Here is a 24,770-nt window from a genome sequence, read left to right as displayed (position 1 = left end):
CGTCGCCCGCACGCGCCGGCACTTTCGATGAAGAAGAAGGCGAGAGTCACCCATGAACGTCACGGCACACATGGAAGCCGTCTACGCGGAGGTCCGCCGACGCAACCCCGGGGAGGAGGAGTTCCACCAGGCGGCCGCCGAGGTCCTCGACTCCCTCGCGCCCGCGATGGAGCGGCACCCCGAGTACGTCGAGACCGGGATCCTGGAGCGGCTGTGCGAGCCCGAGCGGCAGTTGCTCTTCCGGGTTCCGTGGGTGGACGACCAGGGCGCCGTGCGGGTGAACCGGGGCTTCCGCGTGGAGTTCAACAGCGCCCTCGGCCCGTACAAGGGCGGGCTGCGGTTCCACCCGAGCGTCAACCTCGGCATCGTGAAGTTCCTCGGCTTCGAGCAGATCTTCAAGAACGCGCTGACGGGCATGGCGATCGGCGGCGGCAAGGGCGGCGCGGACTTCGACCCCAAGGGCCGCTCGGACGCCGAGATCATGCGCTTCTGCCAGTCCTTCATGACCGAGCTCTACCGTCACCTCGGTGAGCACACGGACGTGCCGGCCGGGGACATCGGTGTCGGTGCGCGCGAGATCGGCTTCCTCTTCGGCCAGTACAAGCGGATCACCAACCGCTACGAGTCCGGCGTCCTCACCGGCAAGCCCGTGGGCTGGGGCGGCTCCCACGTCCGCACCGAGGCCACGGGCTACGGCGCGGTCTACTTCGCGGAGGAGATGCTCGCCACCCGCGGCCAGGACTTCGACGGACGGCGCGTCGTGGTCTCCGGCTCCGGCAACGTGGCGGTGTACGCGGCGGAGAAGGTGCAGGCCCTGGGCGGCAGCGTGGTGGCGTGCAGCGACTCCTCCGGATACCTCGTCGACGAGGACGGGATCGACCTCGACCTGCTCAAGGACGTCAAGGAGGTGCGACGGGCCCGGATCTCCGCCTACGCGGAGGCGAAGCCGACCGCGCGCTTCTCCGCCCGGGGCACGGTGTACGACGTCCCGTGCGACATCGCCCTGCCGTGCGCGACCCAGAACGAGCTGGGTCTCGACGACGCCGTGGCCCTGGTCAAGCACGGGGTCCTCGCGGTCGCCGAGGGTGCGAACATGCCCTGCACGCCCGAGGCGGTCAAGGTGTTCCGGGAGGCGGGCGTCCTCTTCGGCCCCGGCAAGGCGGCCAACGCCGGCGGCGTGGCGACCTCGGCCCTGGAGATGCAGCAGAACGCGTCCCGCGACAGCTGGACCTTCGAGCAGACCGAGTCCCGGCTCGCCGCGGTCATGCGCGGTGTCCACGCCGAGTGCCGGGCCACGGCGGAGGCCTACGGAGGCAACGCCGAGGACTACGTCCTCGGCGCCAACGTGGCCGGATTCCTGCGGGTGGCGCGGGCGATGACCGCGCAGGGCGTGATCTGAGGCTCGTGACACGACGGCTCCGTTCCACGCGCCCGGCCGCGTGGAACGGAGCCGTCCGCCGCAAACCGGTCATTGGGGCATGAGCGGCCAAAGCGTACCAGCGCAGACCGTCCGGGACCGGATATTCACGCACCCTCCGCGCCCAGCCGTGTTCATACGGTAGTCATGGGGCCGGGAGGAACACATTGATCTTCAGTCGCAGCCGCCGCCGCAAGTCCGTCCCCACCACCGGCACCTGCCCCTACGCGCACGGTGACCCGGCCCCCGCAGCCCCGGCACCGGACGGGCGCGGCCGGACCCCGCAGCGCGCGGACCGGCAGGAGGCGGAGCGCTTCGTCCGCCAGTTCCACGCCGAGCAGCCCGGCGCCGGGGGCGACGTGCGGAGCCGGCTCCGGGAGGTGCTGGCCGAGATCGACCGCACCGGCACCTACACGCACTCCCCGGCCGAACTCGCCTTCGGCGCCCGCGTCGCCTGGCGCAACGCGGCCCGCTGCATCGGCAGGCTCTACTGGCGCAGCCTCGTGGTGCGCGACCTGCGGCACCTCGTCTCCGCCGACGACATCGCCGCCGCGTCCTTCGAACACCTCAGGCTCGCCGGCAACGGCGGCCGGATCCGCCCCGTGATCACCGTCTTCGCCCCCGACCGGCCGGACCGCCCCGGCCCCCGGATCGTCAACGACCAGCTCGTGCGCTACGCGGGGCACCGCACGCCCGAAGGGGACCGGCTCGGCGACCCGCGCAGCGAGGCCCTGACCGCCCGCGCCCGCGACCTGGGATGGAAGCGCGACGAAGAGCCCTTCCAGGTACTGCCGTTGATGGTGCAGGAGCGGCCCGGCGACCGGCCCCGCTGGTACGAGCTGCCCGACGACGCCGTCCGCGAGGTGCCGCTGAGCCACCCCGACCACGCGTGCTTCGCCGAGCTGGGACTGCGCTGGTACGCCGTGCCCGCGATCAGCGACATGACCCTGGAGATCGGCGGCGTGCGGTACCCGGCGGCGCCGTTCAACGGCTGGTACATGGGCACCGAGATAGGCGCCCGGAACCTCGCCGACACCGAACGGTACGACCTCCTCCCCGTGGTGGCGGACCGCCTCGGCCTCGACCGGTCGAGCGAGCGGACCCTGTGGCGCGACCGGGCGCTCGTCGAGCTGAACGTGGCGGTGCTGCACTCCTTCCAGCAGGCCGGAGTGACCGTGGCCGACCACCACACCGAGTCCCGGCGCTTCCTGCGGCACATCGCCCAGGAGAGCCGGCACGGCCGGGACACCCCGGCCGACTGGAGCTGGATCGTGCCCCCGGTCTCCGGCTCCGCCACCCCGGTCTTCCACCGGTACTACGACCCGGTCGACCCGTCCCTGCGACCGGCCTTCCTGGCCCGGACGTGACCGGCGCGGGGGCCCTCCCGAAAGGAAGGGCCCCTGGACGGCGGCCCGTCAGCCGCGCCGCCCCCCGAACGCGTCCAGGATCCGCTCGGCGGCCAGCGTCGCCGTCAGCTCGCCCGCGCGCACCCGCTGTTCCAGCGCGGGCACGAGGCCCTGGACCTCCGGATCCGAGTGGAGGCGGCGCAGCAGCTCGTCCTGGACCATGGACCAGGTCCAGTCCACCTGCTGGTCGTGGCGCTTGGCCGTGAGCCGGCCCGTCGAGTCCAGCAGGGCCCGGTGCTGTTCCAGACGCCCCCACACCTCGTCGAGGCCCGCCGCGTCACGGGCGCTGCAACTGAGCACCGGAGGGGTCCAGAAGGACTCCGCACCGTGCATCAGCCGCAGCGCGCCCGCGAGTTCGCGCGCCGCGGCGCGCGCGTCGCGCTCGTGCGGGCCGTCCGCCTTGTTGACCGCCACCACGTCGGCGAGCTCCAGCACACCCTTCTTGATGCCCTGGAGCTGGTCGCCCGTGCGCGCCAGGGTGAGCAGCAGGAAGGAGTCGACCATGTTGGCGACGGCGGTCTCCGACTGGCCGACGCCCACGGTCTCCACGAGCACCACGTCGTAGCCCGCCGCCTCCATCACGACCATGGACTCCCGGGTCGCCTTCGCGACCCCGCCGAGGGTGCCGGCGCTGGGGGAGGGCCGTACGAAGGCCGCCGGGTCGACCGCCAGCCGCTCCATCCGCGTCTTGTCGCCGAGGATGGAGCCGCCGGTCCGGGTCGAGGAGGGGTCGACGGCGAGCACCGCGACCCGGTGGCCGAGCCCGGTGAGCATCGAGCCGAACGCGTCGATGAACGTCGACTTGCCCACCCCGGGCACCCCGCTGATCCCGATGCGTACGGCTTTGCCGCTGTGCGGAAGGAGTTCCGTCAGGAGCTCCTGGGCGAGGGCCCGGTGCTGCGGGCGGGTCGACTCGACGAGGGTGATCGCGCGGGCGACGAGCGCCCGCCTCCCCTCACGTACGCCCTTGACGTACGTGCCGAGATCGATCACCGCTCGTGTCCGAGGTCGGCCGACAGCCGTGTCACCAGGTCGTGGGCCGCGTCCGGGATCACCGTGCCCGGCGGGAACACGGCGGCCGCGCCCATCTCCAGGAGCGTGGCCACGTCCTGCGGAGGAATCACCCCGCCGACCACGATCATGATGTCCTCGCGGCCCTCCGCCGCCAGTTCCTCCCGCAGCGCCGGAACGAGCGTGAGGTGCCCCGCGGCGAGCGAGGAGACCCCGACGATGTGGACGTCCGCCTCGACGGCCTGGCGGGCCACCTCGGCCGGGGTCTGGAACAGGGGGCCGACGTCCACGTCGAAGCCCAGGTCGGCGAAGGCGGTGGCGATGACCTTCTGGCCGCGGTCGTGGCCGTCCTGGCCCATCTTGGCGACCAGGATGCGGGGTCGCCGGCCCTCGGCCTCGCCGAAGGCGTCCACCAGGGCACGGGTGCGGTCCACGGAGGGGGAAGCGCCGGCTTCGTTGCGGTACACACCGGAGATCGTACGGATCTGGCCGGCGTGCCGTCCGTAGACCTTCTCCAGGGCGTCGGAGATCTCGCCGACGGTCGCCATCGCGCGGGCCGCGTCCACCGCGAGCTCCAGGAGGTTGCCCTCGGCGGCCGCGGCCCGGGTGAGCGCGGCGAGCGCGTCCTGGCAGGCCTGCTCGTCGCGCTCCTCGCGCAGGCGCTTCAGCTTGGCGATCTGCTGGGCGCGCACGGAGGAGTTGTCGACCTTCAGGACGTCGATCTGCTCGTCGCTCGCGACCCGGTACTTGTTGACGCCGATCACCGGCTGCCGTCCGGAGTCGATCCGGGCCTGGGTGCGGGCCGCGGCCTCCTCCACGCGCAGCTTGGGGATGCCCGCGTCGATGGCCTTGGCCATGCCGCCGGCCTGCTCGACCTCCTGGATGTGCTTCCAGGCGCGCCGGGCCAGGTCGTAGGTGAGCTTCTCCACGTACGCGCTGCCGCCCCAGGGGTCGATCGTCCGGCAGGTGCCCGACTCCTGCTGGATCAGCAGCTGGGTGTTGCGGGCGATCCGGGCCGAGAAGTCGGTCGGCAGGGCGAGCGCCTCGTCGAGGGCGTTGGTGTGCAGGGACTGCGTGTGGCCCTGGGTGGCCGCCATCGCCTCGACGCAGGTGCGCGTGACGTTGTTGAAGACGTCCTGCGCGGTCAGCGACCAGCCCGAGGTCTGCGAATGGGTGCGGAGCGACAGCGACTTGGCGTTCTGCGGGTCGAACTCCTTGACCAGCTTGGCCCACAGGAGCCGGGCCGCGCGCAGCTTGGCGACCTCCATGAAGAAGTTCATGCCGATCGCCCAGAAGAACGACAGGCGCGGTGCGAACGCGTCCACGTCGAGCCCGGCCTCGCGGCCCGCGCGGATGTACTCCACGCCGTCGGCGAGCGTGTACGCCAGCTCCAGGTCGGCCGTCGCCCCCGCCTCCTGGATGTGGTAGCCGGAGATCGAGATGGAGTTGTACCGCGGCATCCGCTGCGAGGTGTAGGCGAAGATGTCGGAGATGATCCGCATCGACGGCCCGGGCGGATAGATGTACGTGTTGCGGACCATGAACTCCTTGAGGATGTCGTTCTGGATGGTCCCGGCCAGCTTCTCGGGCGGTACGCCCTGTTCCTCGGCGGCCACGATGTACAGCGCGAGGACCGGCAGCACCGCGCCGTTCATCGTCATCGACACCGTCATCCGGTCCAGCGGGATGCCGTCGAACAGCTGGCGCATGTCGTAGATCGAGTCGATGGCCACCCCGGCCATGCCGACGTCACCGGTGACGCGCGGGTGGTCGCTGTCGTAGCCGCGGTGGGTCGGCAGGTCGAAGGCGACCGACAGGCCCTTCTGGCCGGCGGCGAGGTTGCGCCGGTAGAAGGCGTTCGACTCCTCGGCCGTGGAGAAGCCCGCGTACTGGCGGATCGTCCAGGGCTGGTTGACGTACATCGTCGGGTACGGACCGCGCAGGTACGGGGCCATGCCCGGGCGGGTGTCCAGGAAGTCCAGGCCCTCCAGGTCCTGCCCGGTGTACAGCGGCTTGACGCCGATGCCCTCCGGGGTCTCCCAGAGCAGGTCGTCGCCGCCCGCGGCCTTCTTGACGGCCGCCCGCCACGCCTCGGGACCGCCGTCGGCGGCCGGCACCCCGAGCTCGATCCCGGAGAAGTCGGGGATGGACATCAGGACACTCCCATGCGGTCGAGGGCGGTGGAGAGCAGGGCGACGGCGTCACAGCCCGCGAAGAGGTACGAGTCGACACCGGGGTGGTCCCCCGGGCGGCCGGCGAGGAGGACGTGCCCGGCACCCGCCGCGCGCAGCCCGGCCGCCGCGGTCGCGGCCTGCTCGGCGTAGAGCGCGTCGCTGGAGCAGAGGCAGGCCTCGCGCGCGCCGCTCTCCTCGAAGGTGCCCTCGGTGACCGGCTCGATGCCGCCCGCCTGGAAGAGGTTCGCGGCGAAGGAGAGGCGGGCCGAGTGCGCGGCCGCCGGGCCGAGCGCCGCGAGGTAGACGCGGGGCCGGGAGCCGGTCGCCGCCAGGTGCGCGTCCGAGCGGGCGCGCAGCGCCTCGTACGCCTCGTCGCGGCGGACCCGGGGGAGGCCGCCGGTCGGCTGCGCGGGCGCCGGGGCCCGCTCGACGGGCTTCTCCGTGAGGTGGGGGAACTCGCTGACCCCGGTGATGGGTTCGCGGCGGGTCGCGAGCCTCCTGCTGCGCGCGGACCACGTCTCGGCCAGGCGCTCGCCGATCGTGCCGGACCGCAGCGCGGCCTCTTGGCCGCCCGCCTGCTCGATCGACTGGAAGAAATCCCAGGCCGCGTGGGCGAGTTCGTCGGTGAGGCGCTCCACGTACCAGGAGCCGCCCGCCGGGTCGACGACCCGGGCGAGGTGCGACTCGTCGATGAGGACGGTGGAGGTGTTGCGGGCGATCCGGCGCGCGAAGGCGTCCGGCAGTCCGAGGGCGTCGTCGAAGGGGAGCACGGTGACGCTGTCCGCGCCGCCCACGCCGGCGGCGAGCGTGGCCACCGTGGTGCGCAGCATGTTCACCCAGGGGTCGCGGCGGGTCATCATCACCGGGGAGGTGACCGCGTGCTGCCGCTGGGCGCCGGCCGCCGGGGCGCCGCAGACCTCGGCCACCCGGGCCCAGAGCCGGCGCGCCGCGCGGAGCTTGGCGATGGTGAGGAACTGGTCGGCGGTCGCCGCGTAGCGGAACTCCAGCTGGGCGCAGGCCTCGGCGACGCTCAGCCCGGCGGCGGTCAGGCCGCGCAGGTAGGCGACGCCGGTCGCGAGGGAGCAGCCGAGCTCCTGCGCCGCGGAGCCGCCGGCCTCGTGGTACGGCAGCGCGTCCACGGTCAGGGTCCGCAGCCCCGGGTACCGGTCGGTGCAGCGGCGGGCGAGACCGGCCACGGAGGCCAGGTCGTAGGCGGCGGTCCCGGTGCGGGCCTGGTGGCCGAGCGGGTCCGCGCCGAGGTTGCCGCGGGCCGCGTCGTCGGCGACGCCGCGCTCCGCGTACAGGTCGAGCAGGCGCTCGGCGGCGGCCGCCGTCTCCTGGCCCGCGTCGAGGACGACCGGTGCCAGGTCGAGGTAGACGCCGTCGAGGACCGCGGCGAGCGAGGAGACCGGGATGCCGGCGCCGAGCCAGAGGGACGTGACGCCGTTCTCCAGGTCGGCGAGGACGGCGTCGTTGTCGGCGGCGAGGTGCCGCTGGCGCACGTCCCAGCCGCCGAGGGTGTTGCCCTCGGCGCGTCCGCCGCGCACGAACGGCGCGAAGCCGGGGAGGCCGGCGTCGGGCGCGTTCTCGGGCGCCGTGTCCGCCGTGTAGAGCGGACGGACGTGGAGGCCGTCCTCCAGGAGTGTGGAGAGGGCGTCCTCGGCGGCGTCGCCGGACACCTCTTTGCCGGACTTGCGCAGGACGCCTGCCACAAGGTGTTGCCACTGTTCGTGTGGCGCTTCGGGGAATTCGGACGCCAGGGTGAGCCCGTCGTCAGGCAGGACCGTCATGCTCGGATGCTAGGGGAGATCGACAAAGCAGCAGGAGAGCACGCGACTGTGACCTTCTTCTCGTTGTCAGTGGCGGCTGGGACGCTGTCTCGTATGGACAGGGACGAGGAGCTGCTGAGGGGCCGGGTCTACGGCCAGGACCACGACGACCCCCGGCCGGGCCCGCGGCCCGGCCGCGTCTACGTGGAGCTGGTGGGCGGTCCGCTCGACGGACTGCTGCTCGACGTCACCGACCGGACGCCGGAGCAGCGGGGGGCGGGCGTGGCCCTGGAGACGGAGCTGGGGCGGTTCGGTGCCGGGGGCCGGTCGCTGTACGACCCGCGCCCCGGCGATCCGGGCCGCCTCGACTGGTCCGCCGACGCGCCCTGACGGGCGGGGAGGGCGGCGGCGGTCCGCCGGTCCGCCGGTGGTCTCCGGGGCCGGCGCCCGTCGCGGGGGTCAGCCCAGGACGGAGGAGAAGTTGTCCAGCTGGATCCAGGTCACCTTGTTGGTCGCCTGGGGGCCGTAGACGTTGACGGCGCCGGCCGTGTTGGCCTCGATGCGGATGGCGTTGATGCCCAGGCTGTTGTTACGGGGGCAGACGCCGCGGGTGAGCTTGGGCGGGCGGATGGTGGCGGGGAGGGTGCCGAGTCGGCCGTCGGCGGTGAACGAGCAGGTGACCGTCCCGCGCAGCTGGAGGAACTCGGTCCCGGCGAGCCGGATCACCCGGGCCTCGACCGGCGCGCCGGGCTCGTTGGTCACGGCCGCGTCCACCGTGACCGGCGTCCAGTCGACGACGGTCTGGCAGCCGTCGACGGGGTCCGCGGCGGCGGCCGGGGTGGCCGTGAGCACCGGGCCGGCGACGACGGCGGCGGGGGCGGCGAGCGCCGCGGTGAGCAGGGAGCGGCGGCTGGTGTGGGGCTGGGTCATGGTCGGTTCTCCGGGTTCGGCGGGGTGCGCGGGCTGCGGGGCGGGGCGGTGCACGGGGCGGTTCGGGCGGCGGTTCATCGCCAGGCGACGGTGACGCCGTCGAAGTCGATCCAGGTGATGGCGTTGTCGCTGGTGGCGCCGTACACGCGGAGGGCGCCGGTGACGTCGGTCTCCAGCCGGCACACGCAGCGGCCCGTGTTGTTGTTGCGGGGCACGTTCTGGCGGGTCAGGTGGGTCGCGCGCAGCCGGTGCGGCAGGGTTCCGATTCTGCTGTCGGCGGTGAGGCCGGGGGAGCAGGCGACGGTGCCGCGGAGCTGGAGGTAGGTGGTGCCGGCGAGGGCGATCAGCCGGCCGCGCGGGCGGTCGGCGCCGGGGGACACGCCGGGTTCGAGCGCGAGGTCCTCCCAGTCGGCGAGGACCTTGACGCCGTCCACGGCGGGCCTGGTGGGGTACCAGCCGATGGTGACGTCGCGGGAACCGGTGGTGCCGGGGACGGTGTTGCTGAAGCCGAAGAGCAGCCGGGTCTCGCCGGTCGCGGGGTCGACCTCGGCGGTGACGCCCTCGGGCTCGCGGCGGGTGAGGCCGTCGGCGTTGGTGACCACCTGGCGGTCGATGCGCAGGCCGGTGGTCCACGAGTACGAGGTGAGGAAGGCGATGCCCGGGAAGACGTCGGCCGTGTCGTACGGAGCCCACTGGTAGGCGTAGAGGACGTCGCCCAGCGCGGTGTAGCCCTGGGAGACGAGGGTCTTCTTGAGCGGGTGGGGCGTGGGCACGTCGGGGGTGACGTCCTCGCCGGCCGGCATGACGAAGGTGGTGCCCACCGGGTTCCACCGGCCCGCGGCGGCCTCGGCGGCGTCGTAACGGGTGAAGTGCCGCTTCCCGTCCTTGTGGTACATCACGCACAGCAGCCCGCTCACCGGGTCCAGCGACGGGCCGGTGCTCGACGTGCTGCCGGGCGGGGTGAACTTCTGGCCCTGCGGTATCTGGGCGCCGTCGAGGACCGCGCCGTCGACGAAGCGGAACCGGGTGACGGCCTTGCCGAAGGCGGCGTTGTCGGCCGAGAGCTGCAGCGGGCCGACCTCGGTCCAGAGGTAGGTGTCGGCGCCCACGGGCTCGGCGCCCATGGAGAGGCCGTGGCCGAAGCCCTTCAGCTGCATCGAGCCGGTGATCGCGCCGGTGCGGCGGTTGATGCGGTTGAGCCAGAGATTGCCCTGCGGGGCCGTGGCGGAGCTCTCGACCTGGAGGACGAAGACGTGTCCGTTGACGGTGTCGGTGGCGATCGCCTGCGGGGCGGGGCCCTTCACCAGGTCGACCGTCTGGATGAGCCTGCCGGTGACGCCGGACAGGTCGACGCCGTTGGCGTCCGTGGTTCCCATGCTTTCTCTCCCCCTGGGGTGTCCGTGGATGCGGAATCGAAAGGGAGATCATCACATGAGCTGTCAGGTGCCCGACGCCAGGCCGGATCCGGGTGTTCCGTAGCGGATCGAGGATGAGTTAGCTTAGGCTTACCTAAGTAGGGCTTCTGAGCGCAGGCTCGGTGGCCTGCCCTCGTCACCTGTCCCGGGAGAAATCGGATGCGTCCCTTCACCACCCGCGTCACACGGCCCACCCCCGCCGAGCGCGTGCGATCGATCCTGGCCGCCGCCCACTCCATGACGGTGGTGTCCGACGGACACCACCAGGAGGTGCACCTCCTGGACGGGACCGGACCCATGGGGCACATCCACCTCCACGACCCCTCCGAGGAGAGCCACACCGGGGGAACCGGCCGGATCCCCGTCCGCCTGGAGTTCACGGACATCGCCCCCACCCCGGTCCGCGACCGCCTCCGGGGCCGCGTCACCCTCACCGGACTCCTCTCCGCTCCCTACCAGCCGGAGGCGGCCACGAGCATCTGCATGGAGTTCGGCCAGGCCCTCCTGGAGGACGCCGACGGCCGCACCTACATCACCCTGGAGGAACTCCACGCGACCGACGTCGACCCCATGGCCTCCTGCGAGGCCTCCATGCTGACCCACCTCGTCGACGGCCACGGCGAACTCGTCCCCCTGCTGCTGCGGCTCGTCCGGCCCCGCCCCGCCCGGGACATGGTCCGCGCCCTGCCGGTCGCGCTCGACCGGTACGGCATCACCCTGCGCCTCGAACACCCCACCGGCCACCAGGACGTCCGGCTGCCCTTCCCCACCCCCGTCACCGACATCGACGAAGCAGGCCCCCGCATCCACGCCCTGCTCGCCGCGGCCCGCCGCTCCTCCCACCCGAACAGCCTTCTCACCTGACCTGACCTGCCCGAACGTCCCCCCGACCCGGTCGAGATGCCGGACGGACGAGCCGGGCCAACAATGGACGGGTACACCCGCGCACGGTCGGTGCGGGGGACCGCTCGGGGACTTCCCTACCGGACACGGCCTTGCCCATGAACGCAGGAAGCCCGGCCGCCACCCGGCCGACACCCCCCAAGGGTGCGCTGTACCGACTGGGGCGCTGGTGCGCCCGCCACTTCATCGTCGTCATCGTGGTCTGGCTCGCGGCGATGGTGGGGCTCCAGATCCTCGACAGGGTCGTCGGAGGCCAGTACTCCGACGACTTCGACCTCCCCGGGGTGCAGTCGACGGAGGGCCTCGACGCCCTCCAGGCACACGACCCCGCCGCCGCGGGCTACGCGGCCCAGATCGTGCTGAACAGGTCCTCCGGGCCGCTCACCGACGAGGCCTCCGCCGTCAACTCGACGGTCGCCGCCCTGCAGAAGCTGCCCGACGTCATCGCCGTGCAGAACCCGCTGCCGCCGCCCGGCACCACGCCGCCCGCCCTCCCGGCCGGGGTCCCCAACACCGGTCCGCTGTCCACGGACGGCAAGACCGCCTACATCACCGTGCGCTTCAGCGAACAGCCCTCCACCCTCGGCACCGGCTACCTGCCCGGGGTCGACTCCGCCGTCCAGCCGCTCCGGGACGCCGGCGTCGAGGTCGAGTACGGCGGTCCGCTCGGCGAACTCGCGCGGCCCGAGGCCGACGACCGGACGAGCGAGGCCATCGGCTTCGCCGTCGCGATCGTGGTCCTCCTCATCGGCTTCGGCAGCGTCATCGGCGCCGTCATGCCCCTGGTCACGGCCCTCCTCGGGGCGATCTGCGGCCTCGCCCTCCTCGGCCTGACGGCCGCGGCGTTCACCTTCGGCACGGTCTCGCCCACCCTCGCCACCATGATCGGCCTGGGCGTCGGCATCGACTACGCGCTCTTCCTCATCACCCGGCACCGCCAGAACCTCATGAACGGCCACGATCCCGCCGAGTCGGCGGGCCTCGCGACCACCACCAGCGGACGCGCCGTCCTGGTCTCCGGCTGCACGGTCATCATCGCCCTCTCGGGACTCTGGGTCTCCGGCGTCAGCTTCATCGGCAAACTCGGCCTCGCGGCCGCCTTCACGGTCGTCACCGCCGTCCTCGCCGCCCTCACGCTCGTCCCCGCCATGCTCGGACTCGTCGGCCGGCGCATCGACCGCTACCACGTGCGCAAGCCGGTCGCCGAGACCGACGCCGAGCCCGGCGAACCCGCGCACGGCACCTGGCACCGGTACGCGCAGCGCGTGGAGAAGCGCCCCTGGTGGTTCCTCACCGGCGGCGTCGTGGTGCTCCTCGTCCTGGCCTTCCCGCTGCTCTTCATCCAGCTCGGCCACATCGGCGACGGCGCCGATCCCGAGTCCTTCACGGACCGGCGCGCCTACGACCTCGTCTCCACCGCCTTCGGCCCCGGCGCGAACGGCCCGCTGACCCTCGTCGTCGACCAGACCGCCGTGCCCTCCGCCGACCGCGCGGACCTCGCGGACAAGCTCAAGCAGTCCCTGACCGGCGTCCCCGACGCCGCCTACATCACCCCGCTCCAGCCCACCCCCGACGGGGACGTCCTGGTCGGCACCGCCTACTCGGTGGCGTCCCCGCAGGACGAGAAGACCACCCGGCTGACCAACCACCTCGTCGACGACGTGCTGCCGCAGGCGGTGGCCGGCACCGACGCCCAGGGGTACGTCACCGGCACCACGGCCGCCCAGGTGGACTTCCTCGACCTGGTCTCCAGCCGGCTCCCGCTGATCATCGCCGTGGTGGTCGGCCTCGCCTTCCTCGTCATCCTCACCGTCTTCCGCGGCCTCCTCGTCGCGGTGAAGGCCGCCGTGCTCAACGTCCTCTCCATCGCCGCCTCGTACGGCGTGGTCGTGGCCGTCTTCCAGTGGGGCTGGGGCGGACCCGCCCTCGGCGTCTCCGGCAAGGTGCCCATCGAGAGCTACGTGCCGATGATGATGTTCGCCATCGTCTTCGGCCTCAGCATGGACTACGAGATCTTCCTGCTGTCCCGCGTCCGCGAGGCGTGGCTGCGCACCGGGGACTCCAAGGCCAGCGTGGCCCACGCCCTGGAGATCACCGCCCGGGTGATCACCTGTGCCGCCCTCATCATGGTCAGCGTCTTCGCGGCCTTCATCGTCTCCGACAACATCGTCGTCAAGATGCTCGGCCTGGGGCTCGCGGCCAGCGTCCTCATCGACGCCACGGTGGTCCGCCTGCTGCTCGTGCCCGCCGTGATGACCCTGCTCGGCAAGCACGCCTGGTGGACCCCGCGGTGGCTGGACCGGATCCTGCCCCACCTGGACACCGAGGGCGAGGGGGATCCGGAGCCGGCGCCGGCCGGGGCGAAGAAGGGATGAGCCCGGAGCTCAGCCGCGCGACAGTTCGCCCAGCAGCCGCCAGGTGCGCACCCGGCCCTCCTCACCGTCGAGTTCGGTCGCCGTGAACACCACCTCCGTCGCCCCCGCCTCCCGGTAGCGCCGCACCTCCGCGGCGACCGCCTCCTCGTCGCCGATGACGGCGACCTCGGCCGCCCCCGCGGCGCCGGACGCCTCGATCGCCCGCCGGTACGACGGAATCCGCTCGTACAGCGCGAGCTCCGCGGCCGCCCGCTCCCGCACGGCCGCCACCCCGGACCGCGCGGTGACCACCCCCGGGACCAGGGCCACCACCCGGGGCGCGGGCCGGCCGGCCGCCTCCGCCGCGGCGGTCACGGCGGGCACGATGTGCTCGGCGAGCGCGCGCGGCCCCGCCAGGAACGGCAGGATCCCGTCGGCCAGCTCACCGCTGACCCGCAGGGTCTGCGGTCCCATCGCCGCGACCAGCACCGGCACCGTCGGCCGCGCGCCCGGCACCTCCGCCGAGTAGGGCGTCGTCGCCGTCAGCAGCTCCCCGTGGAAGTCGGCGGTGCCCGTCTCGAGCAGCGGGCGGAGCGCCGTCAGGAACTCCCTCAGCAGCCCGACGGGCCGCCGGTACGGGATGCCGAAACCGGTCTCGGTCAGATGCCGGGTGCCGAGGGCGAGCCCGAGGTGGTAGCGGCCGCCGGTGGCCGCCTGGGCGGTCTGCGCCTGGCTGGAGACGAGGAGCGGGTGGCGGCCGAAGACGGGGACGGCGGCGGTCCCGACGTGCAGCCCCGGCACCTCCCGCCCGACGATCGCGGCCAGCGAGGGAGAGTCGTACGCGAAGGTCTGGCCGAACCACGCCGAGTGCAGGCCCGCGTCGCGCGCCTCCCGCGCGAGGCGCACCGTGCTGTCGATCGTGCGCCGGACCGTGGTCGAGCCGAGCGTTATCCCGAGAGTCATACCGGCGCCAACCCGCCCGTCCGCTAAGGGGATTCCCGCCCTTCTGTGAAGAGTGTGTTGCACGGAGGCGGGGCCGCGCGCGGCGCCCGGCGGGGGAGGCGGGAGACGGCTCCGGCCACCCCGCGATGATGGGGCCATGATGACTCTCGCCGAAGTGGACGCGCTCGCCGGCCGCGCGCACGCCGGACAGACCGACAAGACCGGTGTCCCGTACGTCGAACACGTCCGCGCGGTCGCCGCCGGCCTGGCACCGCTCGGCCCCCACCTGGCCATGGCGGGACTGCTCCACGACATCGTCGAGGACACCGACTGGACGCCCGAGCGGCTCCGCGCCGCCGGGATCCCCGACCGCGTCGTCGACCTCGTCGTGGCCGTGACCAACACCCCCGGCACGGACTACGAGGAGAAGATCCGCCGGATCACCCGGGACCCCGAGGCCACCCTCGTGAAGATCGCCGACAACGCCCACAACAGCCGCGCCGACCGGTCCGCCGCCCTGCCGCCCGCACAGCGGGAACGGCTCGCCGCCAAGTACCGGGCGGCCCGCACGGTGCTGTGGGCGGCGGCCGACCCCGAACGGATCGCCACCGTCCTGCGCATCGTCAACCCCGACCTCCTCGCGGAGCTCCCCGAGCCCTGTGACGCGCGTCACCGGAACCCGCTCAGGGAGCCGGACAGACGAGAGACGTGAACATCGACCTGCGCACCCGCATCCGGGCCGGAGACCCCTCGGCCTACGCCGAACTCTTCGACTCCTACGCCCGGAGCGTCTACAACCACGCCTTCCGGCTCACCGGCGACTGGTCGGTCGCCGAGGACGTGATGGCGGCCACCTTCCTGGAGGCCTGGCGGCTCCGGCAGAAGGTGGACCCGGACGGGGGCTCCCTGCGGCCCTGGCTGCTCGGCGTCGCCACCAACGTCTCCCGCAACCACTGCCGCGGCAACCGCCGCTACCGTGCGGCCGCCGAGGCGTACGCCGCCGCCGGACGGGCCGACGCCGCCGTGCCCGACCACGCCTCCGAGGTCGCCGGCCGGATCGACGACCGCCGCCGCATCGCCGCCACCCTCCGGGCCCTCGGCACGCTCCGCCGCACCGAACGCGAGGTGCTCGTCCTCTGCCTCTGGGAGGGCCTCGCCTACACCGAGGTCGCCCGGGCCCTGCGCATCCCCGTCGGCACCGTCCGCTCCCGCCTCTCCCGGGCCCGCGCCAAGCTCCGTACCGGCGCCGAGGCCGAACTCGCCCGGGAGAGAACCGAACCGGCCCCGGGAAAGCGGGAACCCGCCTCCCGCACCCGACAGACAACAGGTGATCGCGAGAACGCGGTCCGGCCCGCGCAGGAAGGAATCCGATGAACCCCGAACCCGACGAGACCCGTACGGCGAACCGGCTCCACCCCGGAGGCCTTCCCGCGATCGAGGAGCACGACCTCCCCCCGGGCCGCCACCAGTTCCACAAGGAGCGCCTGATGAGCCAGATCCACGACGACCGCCGCACCGCCGCGGCCGCGCGCACCCCGCGCAACCCCCTGCTGCGCAAGGCGATCCTGCTGCCCGCCGTCACCGCACTCGCCGGCGCGCTCGCCGTCGGCGTCCTCGTCCTGACCCCCGGCGGCACGCAGCACACCGACGACCGCGCCGCCGGCCCGGCCCTCACCACCAGCATCGGCGCGGCCGACGCCGCGGGCGCCCCCCGGCTCCTCGACCGCATCTCGCTCGCCGCCGCCGGGGCCGAGGTGCCGAACGGCCGCGCCGGCCAGTACATCTACATCGAGACCCGCGCCGCGAACACCCACGTCAAGACCGTCGACGGCCGGAGCAGCCTCGTCAGCGACCCCCTCCACACCCGGCAGTCCTGGCGCTCGCCCGACGGCCTCAAGGGCTGGCTCATTGAGCCCGGCAACACCGGCCCCGAGGGCATCACCCTGGAAGGCCGCGACGAGAAGGGCGACGTGCCGACCCCGCACCTCGGCGCGCCCTCCCACGACTACCTCGCGACCCTCCCCACCGATCCCGACGCGCTGCTGCGGAAGATCTACAAGGAGACCGAGGGGCAGGGCAACGGCAGGGACCAGCAGGCCTTCACCACCATCGGAGACCTCCTCGGCGAGAGCTGGCCCACTCCGAAGCTCGCCGCCGCCCTGTACCGGGCCGCCGCGAAGATCCCCGGTGTGGTGAAGGTGGAGGAGGCCACCGACGCCGCCGGCCGCAAGGGCGTCGCCGTGGCCCGGCTCGACGAGCACAGCGGCGAACGCACCGAGTGGATCTTCGACGCCACGACCTACGCCTTCCTGGGCGAGCGCACCGTCCAGGTCGAGGGCGACGGCGGAGAGGGCGGCCTCATCAAGCCCGGAACCGTCGTCTACACCCACGCGGTGATGGTCCGGGCCTTCGTCGACGGCATCAAGGTCGTGCCGTAGCCCTCAGGACACCCGGCCGGACGACCAACCGCCCAGCTCCGTCGGGCGGTTGGTGATGATCCCGTCCACCCCGAGCGCGTCCAGGGCCTTCCACCGGGTCGGGCTGTCGACCGTCCAGACGTTCACGGCGACACCCGCCGCGTGCAGATCGCCGACCACCTCCGGACGGGCGGACAGCGCCCGGTCCGAGGGGTTGTACGACGCCAGGTGCAGGTCCGCCGCGAGCGCGACGGGGTCCGCGTCCAGGGTGTCCCGCAGCAGCCCCAGGGGGAGCTCGGGGGCCAGCTGGTGGACGTACCGCAGGTGCGAGACCTCGAAGCTCTGGACGAAGACCCGGTCGCTCATCCCCTGCGCGCGCACCAGATCGACGATCCGGCGCACCTGGTCGAGGGTGTGACGGCCCTTCACCTCCAGGAGCAGATTCCCGCCGCGCCGGCGCAGGTCCGCCAGCTGGGCCTCCAGCGTGGGCACGTGCGTGCCCGCGAAGGACGGCGCGAACCAGGAACCGGCGTCGAGGGAGTCCAGCTCGGCGGCGGTCAGCGAGCGGATCGGACCGGTGCCGTCCGTCGTGCGGTCGACGGTCGCGTCGTGGAGCACGTACGGCACGCCGTCCACGCTGGGCTGCACGTCGTTCTCGATCCACACGGCCCCGCCGCGCCGGGCGACCTCGCCGGCGACCAGGGTGTTCTCCGGGGCGGCCGACGAGGCCCCGCGGTGCGCGATCACGGTCACCGGGGCGCCCGCCGGACGCAGCCAGGGACTCGTCGCCGCGGCGCCGCCCGGTCCCGGGCGGACGGCCGGACGCAGGGCCGCCAGCGAGGGCGGGGCGGTGGTGACGAGCACGACCGCGAAACCGGCGAGGGCGGTGACGACGACGGCCGGGCCTGCGGTCCCGCGGAGCCGGCGGAACCGGGCGGCGGGCGAGTGAGGGTTGCTCATGATCGCCCACCCTAAGGGGAGGCGGGCCCGCCGGGCCGGACCGGGGAGCGGCTTCCCGCGTCGCGCCGGGAGCCCGCCGGACCGGCGGCCGCGGAAGAGCTCCGGAGGCCCCCCGCGACACGTCACCCGGAAACCGGCGAGGGCCCGCACACCGCCCGTGCCGCCCGAAGTCCGACCCGTCCCGGGCGCGCCGGAATGACCGGATCCTCCTCGCCGGCGCACCCGGTGTCGACCCGTCACGACCGACGAGAACACGTTTGCTTTTCGCTCGCGCGTTCTGGAACCCTCCGTTCGACTTGTCGACCCAGGAGCAACGGAGACAACCCCACATGCCCACAAGGCGCATACGCCGCACGTGGCTCACGGCCGTCGCGACGGCCTCGCTCGCGTTCACCGGCCTCGCGGCACCCGCCCAGGCGGAGGACCTGCCGCCGACGGCCCCGCAGAGCTGGATCCAGGAACCCCGCACCACCGAGAAGACCGCCTCCCCGTTCGGCACCCGCGCCTGGACCGAGCCCGGCGGCGCCGCCTCCCCGGGCGACTTCACGATGGCGCCCGGCGCGATGAACGCCGAGACCACCGCACGAGTGGCCCGACTGGACTCCGTCCTGCCCAAGTCGGGCGTCCAGAACCTGCTGACCGCGGCCAACCGGACCGCGCAGCCCTGGTGCTCCCGCGACCCCTTCGGCACGGCCCCCGACCCGGACATCAAGTACTGCCTGCAGAGCGACGACTCCGTCTCGCAGGAGTGGGTCCCCCAGGGCATGACCGGCGTCTCCGACGCCAAGCTCAACGAGCTGTGGGGCGAGGCCGGCAACATCCAGCTCTTCGCCTCCTACGACGGCTGGGACCCGGGCCGCGAGAACGACCCGCTCCCCTCGGCCGGCGACTGCACCACCGCCGAACTGGAGGCGAACGACGCCTGCAACCAGAAGGGCGTCCGCGTCACCTTCGTCCAGACCCGCACCAACCCGGCCACGGGCACGTCGGAGGTGAAGTACCGGCACGTGCTGCTCGGCTGGACCTACGTCAACTCGGCCGACCACGTCTCCTTCGACGGCCTGCACGCCGCCGAGTACCCGATCCAGAAGGGCGTGCACGCCGGCGGGATCGTCTGGTACGGCAACTACCTCTACGTCGCGGACACCCGCAACGGCCTGCGCGTCTTCGACATGCGCACCATCATGGACCTGGACCCGGACGGCGACCCCACGACGCACGACGCGATGGGGGCCGACTCGGACGGCGTGAAGACCACCGCCAACGTCGAGGACAAGACCAAGGTCGGCCGCCACAACAACGTCTGGTACAGCTTCGGCTACCGCTACGTGATGCCCCAGGTGGCCGCCTGGAAGTTCAAGGCGGACCAGACCAACCCCAAGGGCTCGTACGCCTGCGTCTCCACCGGAGCGCCCAAGGCCTCCTACATCTCGCTCGACCGCAGCACCACCCCGGACCGGCTGATCATGGGCGAGTACTGCCGGCCCGAGAGCGGCTACCCGTCCACCGGCCGCATCGCCTCCTTCCCGGTCGCGGCCCTGGAGGGCCGCTCGGCCGACGTCCCCGCGCAGGGCTGGGCGAACTACCTCCCCCTGACCAACGGCGGCGCGCAGGGCGCGGCGGTCGACGGGGGCACCCTCTACCTGAACGAGTCGAAGGGCACCGACGAGCCCGGCAACCTCTGGCGCCACACCTGGGACACCAGCGGGCGACTCGTCGCCTCCGGGCAGCCCGTCAAGACCGCCCGCGGGGCCGAGGACCTGTACATCGAGCGCGGCACGGGCCGGCTGTGGTCCCTCTCCGAGCACCGGCCGGGCCAGGCCTCCGACTGCAAGGCGAACCGCGCCTCCGGCGACCCGGAGGGCACGGACTACTGCCAGCGCGTGCTCTACGGACACAAGCTGAGCTGGCTCGACGCCCAGCCGTAGCGGAACACGGGAAGGCCGTACCGGACCACCGGCACGGCCTTCCCACCCGGGCGGGTCAGACGCCGTCGGGAGCCAGCAGCTCACCCGTCCGCGCCACCCGCGCGTACCAGCGGGCGCTGGACTTGGGCGTCCGCTCCAGGGTGTCGTAGTCCACCCGGACCGCGCCGAAGCGCTTCGCGTAGCCGTACGCCCACTCGAAGTTGTCGAGCAGCGACCACAGGAAGTACCCGCGGACGTCCGCCCCGTCCTCGATCGCCCGGTGCACGGCCTCCAGGTGCGCGTGCACATAGGCGGCGCGCTCCGGGTCGTGCACCGAACCGTCCGGGGACACCACGTCCTCGTACGCCGCCCCGTTCTCACTGATGACCAGCGGGAGACGGGGGTACGCCGCCGACACCCGGGTCAGCAGGTCGTACAGGGCGCTCGGGTCGACCGCCCAGCCCATCGCGGTCGGCTCGCCCGGCGCCCGGTGGAAGGCGACCGAGTCCGCGCCCGGCCACGGCGAGTGGTCGCTGGCGCCGTGACCGTCGTCCTGCGGCTTCTCCGCACCCTCCGGCACCTGTGAGACGAGCGTCGGGGTGTAGTAGTTGATCGCCAGCAGGTCCAGCGGCTGCCGCGCGGTCGCGGTGTCGCCGTCCTCGACGAAGGACCAGTCCGTGACCTGCGCCGTGTCCCGGATCAGGTCCTCGGGGTAGGCCCCCTCCAGCATCGGGCCCAGCCAGATCCGGTTGCCGACCGCGTCGATCCGGCGGGCCGCGTCGAGGTCCTCGGCGGACCGCGTCAGGGGACGCACCTCGTGGAGGTTGAGCGAGACCGAGATCTGCCGGTCGGCGGGGAGCGAGGAGCGGAGCGCCTGGACCGCCAGACCGTGCCCGAGGTTCAGGTGGTGCGCGGCGCGCAGCGAGGCCACCGGGTCCGTCCGGCCCGGGGCGTGCACCCCGGAGCCGTACCCCAGGAAGGCGCTGCACCACGGCTCGTTGAGGGTGGTCCAGCGGGTCACCCGGTCGCCGAGGGCGTCCGCGACGATCCCCGCGTACTCGGCGAACCGCTCGGCGGTGGAGCGCTCGGGCCAGCCGCCCGCGTCCTCCAGCTCCTGCGGCAGGTCCCAGTGGTAGAGGGTGAGCGCCGGCTCGATCCCGGCGCCGAGCAGCTCGTCGACGAGCGCCCGGTAGAAGTCCAGTCCCTTCTGGACCGCCGGACCGCGCCCGGTGGGCTGGACGCGGGACCAGGACACGGAGAACCGGTAGGCGTTCAGGCCGAGTTCGGACATGATGCCGACGTCCTCGCGGAACCGGTGGTAGTGGTCCACGGCCACGTCGCCGGTGTGCCCCTCGAAGACCCTGCCGGGGGTGTGCGAGAAGGTGTCCCAGATGGACGGGGTGCGGCCGTCCTCGGCCGCCGCTCCCTCGATCTGGTACGCGGCGGTGGCGGCGCCCCAGAGGAAGCCGGACGGGAACGAACGGGTGGCGGTGAGCGGCCGGGTTTCGGACGCGGTCATAGGAGAGGGCTCCCAACGCGGTTGCGGGGTCGGTACGTTCGGGACGTGCGAGAGGTTCGGAGGGGGCGGCCGGCGCGGCGGTTCAGCTCTTGACGGCGCCGGCCGTGATGCCGCCCACGATGTGCTTGCCCAGGAAGGCGAAGACCAGCAGGAGCGGCACGGTGGAGATGAGCGCGCCGGTCAGCACGACCGCGTGGTCCACCGTGTGGTTGCCCGCGCCGAGTCCGGCGAGCGCCACCTGGAGGGTGGGGTTGCCGTCCGGGGTGAGGGCGATGAACGGCCAGAAGAAGTCGTTCCAGGCCTGGACGAAGACCAGCATGCCGAGGACGGCCATGGCGGGCCTCGCCACCGGGAAGACCACGTGCCAGATGATCCGGAGGCTGTGCGCGCCGTCCATCCGGGCCGCCTCGACCAGTTCCACCGGCAGCGCCTCGACGAGGAACTGCCGCATGAAGAACACGCCGAACGCCGCGACGAGCGAGGGCAGCACGACGGACTGGAGCTGGTCGAACCAGCCGAGGTCGGTGATGATCTGGTACAGCGGGATCACGCTGAGCTGCGGCGGGATCGTCATGGTGGCGACCACCAGGGAGAGCAGCAGGCCCCGGCCCCGGAACGGCAGCTTGGCGAAGGCGAATCCGGCGAGCGTGGAGAACAGCACGGTGGACAGGGCCACCAGGCTCGCCACGACCGTGGTGTTGATCAGCGCCTCGCCCATGTCGACCTGGTTCCAGGCGAAGGAGAGGTTGTCGAGGAGGCGCTTGCCGGGAAGCAGCGGCGCCGGGGCCTCCACGACCCGCTCGCCGCTGTGCGAGGCGGCGACCACGTTCCAGTACAGCGGGAAGAGCGAGACGAACGCGGCCGCGACCAGCAGCAGGTAGGTGAACGGCCCGGCGTGGTGCTGGCGGCCGGCCGCCCGGCCGAAGCGCCGCCCGAGGCGTGCGGTCGCCGGGGCGGCGGCCGGGGTCCCGGCGCCGGCCGGGCTCCTGTCGAGTGTCTGCGCCATGAGGTCAGCCCCCCAGCTTCTTGCGGTTGTGGCGGGAGACGAGGGCCTGCACGCCGCCGACGAGCAGCAGGAGCAGCAGCATCACCCAGGCGATCGCCGAGGCCTGGCCCAGGGCGCCGGTCACCCAGCCCTTCTCGTACATCAGCAGGCTCAGCGTCTGGAACTGGTTGCCGCTGCCGCCGCTGATCCCGACGCTGCCGCCGAAGAGCATCGGCTCGCCGAACAGCTGGGTCGCGCCGATGGTGGAGACGACGACGGTGAAGAGGATGGTCGGCCGGATCGACGGGATGGTGACGCTGAGGAACTGGCGCCAGCGCGAGGCCCCGTCGAGCGACGCCGCCTCGTACAGGTCCTGCGGGACGGCCTGCATGGCGGCCAGGTAGATCAGCGCGTTGTAGCCGGTCCACCGCCAGGTGACGATCACCGAGATGGCGATCTGCGCCGGCCACTTGGAGGACTCCCAGTTCACCGGGTCGATCCCGGCCCAGCCGAGGAGACCGTTGATCATCCCGTAGTCGGTGTTGAACAGCTGGGCGAAGACCAGGGTCGCCGCGGCGATCGAGGTGGCGTACGGCGCGAGGATCGCGACCCGGAAGAAGCCCCGGCCGCGGAGCTTGTAGTTGAGGAGGTGGGCCAGGCCCAGCGCCATGAGCAGCTGGGGGACGGTGGAGATGACCCCGATGGTGAAGGTGTTGGCGAGCGCGTTCCAGAAGAACTCGCTGGTCGCGAGGTCGGTGTAGTTCTCCAGGCCCTTCCAGCTCGGGTCCCCGCCGAGCTCCACCCGGTGGAGCGAGAGCCAGCCGGTGTAGATCAGCGGGAAGAGGCCGAAGGCGGCGAACGTGAGGAAGAAGGGAGTGACGAAGACGTACGGGATCGCCTTGATGTCCCAGCGGTAGAGCGTGCTGCGCAGGCCGCCGGGGGAGCGGCGGGCGCGCGGGCCGGGGGAGGAGGGCGGTGCGGCGGGCGGCGGGGAGCCGTCCGGCTTCGCCCGAACGGAGGTGGCCACGGGGGCGTCCTTCCAGGGTCGATGCGTGCGGTGCTGCGGACGGTGCCGGGCCGCCGCGCGTCGGGGCGGCCCGGCAGGTGTCCCCGCTACTGGTCGATCTTGTCGTCGACCAGCTTCTTGACGTTCTCCCAGGCCTTGACCGGGTCGGTGCCGCGCTGCTCGATGTCGAGGATGCCGTTGTCGGTGAGGAAGGTCTTGACCTGGCCGTCGTAGCGGCTGATCGAGGCCGGGGTGATCCCGGAGGCGGCGCTGGAGAAGATCCTGCCGACCGGGGTGTCGCCGAAGTACGGGAGCTTCGCCTCCTGGACCGCCGAGGAGGTGAGCGTGTCCTTGGACGAGGGGATGTTTCCGTTGACCGCGAAGACCTTCGCGTGCTGGGCCGGAGCCGTCAGCCAGGCGGCCAGTTCGGCGGCCTCCTTGGTGTGCTTGCCCGCCTTGGGCACCGCGAGGAAGGAGCCGCCCCAGTTGCCGGCGACCGGCGGCGCGGCGATGTCCCACTTGCCCTGGTTGGCGGGACCGGCCTGGTCCTTGATGATGCCGGTCATCCAGCTGGGGCAGGCGACGGTGGCGAACTTCGAGTTCTTGAAGGCCGCGTTCCAGGTGCCCTTCTCGTCGAACTGGCGCAGCTTGGCGGTCAGTCCGCCCTGGGCGGCCTTGACCGCGGTGTCCCAGGCGTTCTTCACGCCGGGGCTGTTCTCCCAGTCGAGCTTGCCGGCGGCGTCGGCGTACTGCACCGGGTCGCTGGAGACCACGGCGTTGAAGAGCCCGCTGGCCGAGTCGTGGAAGGCGGTCCCGGCGGGGGCGGCGGCCTTGTACTTCTCGCCGGTCGCGATGAACTTGGCCCAGTCGCCGGACCAGAGCTTGCCGACGGCCTCGCGCTCGGTGGGCAGCTTGGCCTTGGCGAACAGGTCCTTGTTGTAGCAGATGGCCATGGGGCCGATGTCGGTGCCGAGGCCGATGACCTTGCCGTCGCCGGTCGTCGCCTGCTTGACCTTCCAGTCCAGGAAGGCGTCGATCCTGGCGCCGCCCTCCTTGCCGAGGTCGACCCACTTGTTCGCCATGGCCGGGCCGGTCGCCTCGGCGATGTAGCCCACCTCGACGGCCTGGATGTCGGCGACGCCGCTGTTCTGGGCGAGACGCAGCTTGAGCGTGTCCCAGTACTTCTGGCCGTCGGAGACGTTCGACTCCTCGATCTCGATGTTCGGGTGGAGCCGCTCGTACTCGGCGTAGAGCTTCGCGCCGGTCTTGTCGTCGTAGCCGAACGAACCGAAGGTCCCGATCCGCAGCGTGATCTTCTCGCCGCCGCCCTTGCCGCCGCCCTCGTCGTCGCTGCCGCAACCGGTGAGCAGGGTCGTGCCGGTCACGACGACGGCGACCGCCGCGATCGCCGCACGGCGTCCGCGTCTGCTGCTGGAAGTGCGCATTCCACTCTCCTCGTCCAAGGTGGTGCTCGTTGTGCGCCCAGAGGCCCGGCCGGCTGATCGCGGCTCGGCGGCGCCCGCCAGGACTCGATGCAAGGTTGTGTGCGTCCCGGGTGGGAGCGCTCCCACGTCGTTGCCGGAAGGTTGCTGCCTGGCGGGGGCGAGTGTCAAGACATGAACGCGGATTCGTTACCGGAAGGTTTTCCGGGGGTT

Annotated in this window: 20 protein-coding genes; 9 read left to right on the top strand and 11 right to left on the bottom strand. The window is 72.6% G+C overall.

What is annotated here, in order from left to right; all coding sequences use genetic code 11:
* Positions 1-52: 52 nt before the first annotated feature.
* Positions 53-1,399 carry an NADP-specific glutamate dehydrogenase gene (gdhA, locus tag ACF09E_RS09815; protein ID WP_388795459.1) on the top strand — a complete coding sequence of 449 codons (1,347 nt, stop codon included), beginning with the start codon at positions 53-55 and terminating at the stop codon, positions 1,397-1,399.
* Between the two features lie 188 nt (positions 1,400-1,587).
* Positions 1,588-2,784 carry a nitric oxide synthase oxygenase gene (locus ACF09E_RS09810; protein WP_392205006.1) on the top strand — a complete coding sequence of 399 codons (1,197 nt, stop codon included), beginning with the start codon at positions 1,588-1,590 and terminating at the stop codon, positions 2,782-2,784.
* Positions 2,785-2,832: 48 nt separating this feature from the next.
* Here ACF09E_RS09810 and meaB read toward each other — a convergent pair whose 3' ends face one another.
* From meaB to ACF09E_RS09795, 3 genes are read right to left on the bottom strand one after another with little or no spacing between them, the layout of a single operon-like run.
* Positions 2,833-3,816, bottom strand: a complete 984-nt coding sequence (meaB, locus tag ACF09E_RS09805) for a methylmalonyl Co-A mutase-associated GTPase MeaB (RefSeq protein ID WP_392204671.1) — start codon at positions 3,814-3,816, stop codon at positions 2,833-2,835.
* The gene (scpA, locus tag ACF09E_RS09800; RefSeq protein WP_392204670.1) at positions 3,813-5,987 is read right to left on the bottom strand and encodes a methylmalonyl-CoA mutase; all 2,175 of its coding nucleotides are present in this window, start codon (positions 5,985-5,987) and stop codon (positions 3,813-3,815) included. Before scpA ends, meaB begins: the two co-directional genes overlap by 4 nt.
* Positions 5,987-7,798 (bottom strand): methylmalonyl-CoA mutase family protein, encoded by a 1,812-nt coding sequence (locus tag ACF09E_RS09795; RefSeq protein WP_392204669.1) that lies wholly within the window; start codon positions 7,796-7,798, stop codon positions 5,987-5,989. The genes scpA and ACF09E_RS09795 overlap by 1 nt, the downstream gene beginning before the upstream one ends.
* Positions 7,799-7,891: 93 nt before the next feature.
* Here ACF09E_RS09795 and ACF09E_RS09790 point away from each other — a divergent pair, with 93 nt between their 5' ends.
* Positions 7,892-8,167 carry a hypothetical protein gene (locus ACF09E_RS09790; protein ID WP_392204668.1) on the top strand — a complete coding sequence of 92 codons (276 nt, stop codon included), beginning with the start codon at positions 7,892-7,894 and terminating at the stop codon, positions 8,165-8,167.
* 69 nt (positions 8,168-8,236) lie between these two features.
* Here ACF09E_RS09790 and ACF09E_RS09785 read toward each other — a convergent pair whose 3' ends face one another.
* Together ACF09E_RS09785 and ACF09E_RS09780 are read right to left on the bottom strand one after the other, a co-directional pair.
* Positions 8,237-8,707, bottom strand: a complete 471-nt coding sequence (locus tag ACF09E_RS09785) for a hypothetical protein (RefSeq protein WP_392204667.1) — start codon at positions 8,705-8,707, stop codon at positions 8,237-8,239.
* A gap of 74 nt (positions 8,708-8,781) precedes the next feature.
* Positions 8,782-10,083 carry a hypothetical protein gene (locus ACF09E_RS09780; RefSeq protein ID WP_392204666.1) on the bottom strand — a complete coding sequence of 434 codons (1,302 nt, stop codon included), beginning with the start codon at positions 10,081-10,083 and terminating at the stop codon, positions 8,782-8,784.
* 198 nt (positions 10,084-10,281) lie between these two features.
* Between ACF09E_RS09780 and ACF09E_RS09775 the strand changes: the two genes are divergently transcribed.
* Positions 10,282-10,986, top strand: a complete 705-nt coding sequence (locus ACF09E_RS09775; RefSeq protein ID WP_392204665.1) for a DUF2470 domain-containing protein — start codon at positions 10,282-10,284, stop codon at positions 10,984-10,986.
* 137 nt (positions 10,987-11,123) lie between these two features.
* On the top strand, positions 11,124-13,400 hold the full coding sequence (locus ACF09E_RS09770; protein WP_392204664.1) for an MMPL family transporter: 2,277 nt from the start codon (positions 11,124-11,126) through the stop codon (positions 13,398-13,400).
* A gap of 9 nt (positions 13,401-13,409) precedes the next feature.
* Here ACF09E_RS09770 and ACF09E_RS09765 read toward each other — a convergent pair whose 3' ends face one another.
* The gene (locus ACF09E_RS09765; protein WP_392204663.1) at positions 13,410-14,342 is read right to left on the bottom strand and encodes a TIGR03564 family F420-dependent LLM class oxidoreductase; all 933 of its coding nucleotides are present in this window, start codon (positions 14,340-14,342) and stop codon (positions 13,410-13,412) included.
* 136 nt (positions 14,343-14,478) lie between these two features.
* Here ACF09E_RS09765 and ACF09E_RS09760 point away from each other — a divergent pair, with 136 nt between their 5' ends.
* The 3 genes from ACF09E_RS09760 to ACF09E_RS09750 are packed head-to-tail and all read left to right on the top strand — an operon-like array spanning position 14,479 to position 16,759.
* On the top strand, positions 14,479-15,033 hold the full coding sequence (locus ACF09E_RS09760) for an HD domain-containing protein (RefSeq protein WP_392204662.1): 555 nt from the start codon (positions 14,479-14,481) through the stop codon (positions 15,031-15,033).
* On the top strand, positions 15,030-15,695 hold the full coding sequence (locus ACF09E_RS09755) for an RNA polymerase sigma factor (protein WP_392204661.1): 666 nt from the start codon (positions 15,030-15,032) through the stop codon (positions 15,693-15,695). The genes ACF09E_RS09760 and ACF09E_RS09755 overlap by 4 nt, the downstream gene beginning before the upstream one ends.
* On the top strand, positions 15,692-16,759 hold the full coding sequence (locus ACF09E_RS09750) for a CU044_5270 family protein (RefSeq protein ID WP_392204660.1): 1,068 nt from the start codon (positions 15,692-15,694) through the stop codon (positions 16,757-16,759). The genes ACF09E_RS09755 and ACF09E_RS09750 overlap by 4 nt, the downstream gene beginning before the upstream one ends.
* Before the next feature lie 3 nt (positions 16,760-16,762).
* Here the strand turns inward: ACF09E_RS09750 and ACF09E_RS09745 are convergent, their stop codons facing one another.
* A complete protein-coding gene (locus ACF09E_RS09745; protein ID WP_392204659.1) occupies positions 16,763-17,698 on the bottom strand; it encodes a glycerophosphodiester phosphodiesterase in 936 nt (311 codons plus the stop codon).
* A 329-nt stretch (positions 17,699-18,027) separates the two neighbouring features.
* Here ACF09E_RS09745 and ACF09E_RS09740 point away from each other — a divergent pair, with 329 nt between their 5' ends.
* Positions 18,028-19,626 (top strand): hypothetical protein, encoded by a 1,599-nt coding sequence (locus ACF09E_RS09740; protein ID WP_392204658.1) that lies wholly within the window; start codon positions 18,028-18,030, stop codon positions 19,624-19,626.
* A gap of 55 nt (positions 19,627-19,681) precedes the next feature.
* On the opposite strand, the gene ACF09E_RS09735 is transcribed toward ACF09E_RS09740, so the two are convergent.
* From ACF09E_RS09735 to ACF09E_RS09720, 4 genes are all read right to left on the bottom strand, one after another.
* On the bottom strand, positions 19,682-21,124 hold the full coding sequence (locus tag ACF09E_RS09735) for a GH1 family beta-glucosidase (RefSeq protein ID WP_392204657.1): 1,443 nt from the start codon (positions 21,122-21,124) through the stop codon (positions 19,682-19,684).
* An 82-nt stretch (positions 21,125-21,206) separates the two neighbouring features.
* Positions 21,207-22,130, bottom strand: coding sequence for a carbohydrate ABC transporter permease (locus tag ACF09E_RS09730; protein ID WP_392204656.1), 924 nt, complete (start codon positions 22,128-22,130; stop codon positions 21,207-21,209).
* Between the two features lie 4 nt (positions 22,131-22,134).
* A complete protein-coding gene (locus ACF09E_RS09725) occupies positions 22,135-23,136 on the bottom strand; it encodes a carbohydrate ABC transporter permease (RefSeq protein WP_392204655.1) in 1,002 nt (333 codons plus the stop codon).
* Between the two features lie 86 nt (positions 23,137-23,222).
* A complete protein-coding gene (locus ACF09E_RS09720; RefSeq protein WP_392204654.1) occupies positions 23,223-24,560 on the bottom strand; it encodes an ABC transporter substrate-binding protein in 1,338 nt (445 codons plus the stop codon).
* Positions 24,561-24,770: the final 210 nt, after the last annotated feature.

This window comes from Streptomyces sp. NPDC014891, from assembly GCF_043081085.1.
Lineage (GTDB): Bacteria > Actinomycetota > Actinomycetes > Streptomycetales > Streptomycetaceae > Streptomyces.
This window is presented reverse-complemented; position numbering and strand designations above follow the sequence as displayed.